Raw genomic sequence first — 510 nt, forward strand, 5'->3', positions numbered from 1 at the left:
CTAGTTCACGAACTAATCTTCCGGCTATAGTTCTTAACTTACGCAATGCTGCTTTGGCCTCTTTCTTGCGTTTGGGGTGGTGTGCAAAGCGTTGCATTAACAATAGTTTTTTCATGGTGCGTTGATAGGTTTGCCTTTGTTCAACGCCCTCTTGTTTTGCTATTTTATTACAGCGTTTAATCACTTTTATCAATAGCTGCTATCTGTGGGATAGGTAATATTTTTCTCTTGGGCAGTCGTATCTACAAGCACATCATTGGTAGTTTTAATTTCATCTCTTCTGGTGTTAATGGAAACTTCAAGTATTTTTTCAGCGCCTTGTTCACCAATGCGTTTTCTAAAATGGACCATATCTGATGGATCACATGGAGGTTTCCATTGAAACTCGGCTTCTCCACAGAAGTATTGAAAATAAGGATTTTGAACCCATTGCTCTATGACAGTTTCATCGCCTAAGTTGTAAATGCGTTTTAATAGCAATAGGCCAACCATAGTGCGAATAGGAGTACC

The 510-nt window shown here is 39.2% G+C and carries 1 protein-coding gene and 1 pseudogene; both read right to left on the bottom strand.

What is annotated here, in order from left to right:
• A pseudogene (locus OM075_RS25535) lies at positions 1 to 184 on the bottom strand (IS5/IS1182 family transposase); the annotation flags it as partial.
• A 5-nt stretch (positions 185 to 189) separates the two neighbouring features.
• A partial coding sequence (locus OM075_RS25540; RefSeq protein WP_301193382.1) for a transposase occupies positions 190 to 510 on the bottom strand: 321 nt, incomplete at its 5' end.

The organism is Plebeiibacterium sediminum, assembly GCF_026013605.1.
GTDB lineage: Bacteria > Bacteroidota > Bacteroidia > Bacteroidales > Marinilabiliaceae > Saccharicrinis > Saccharicrinis sediminus.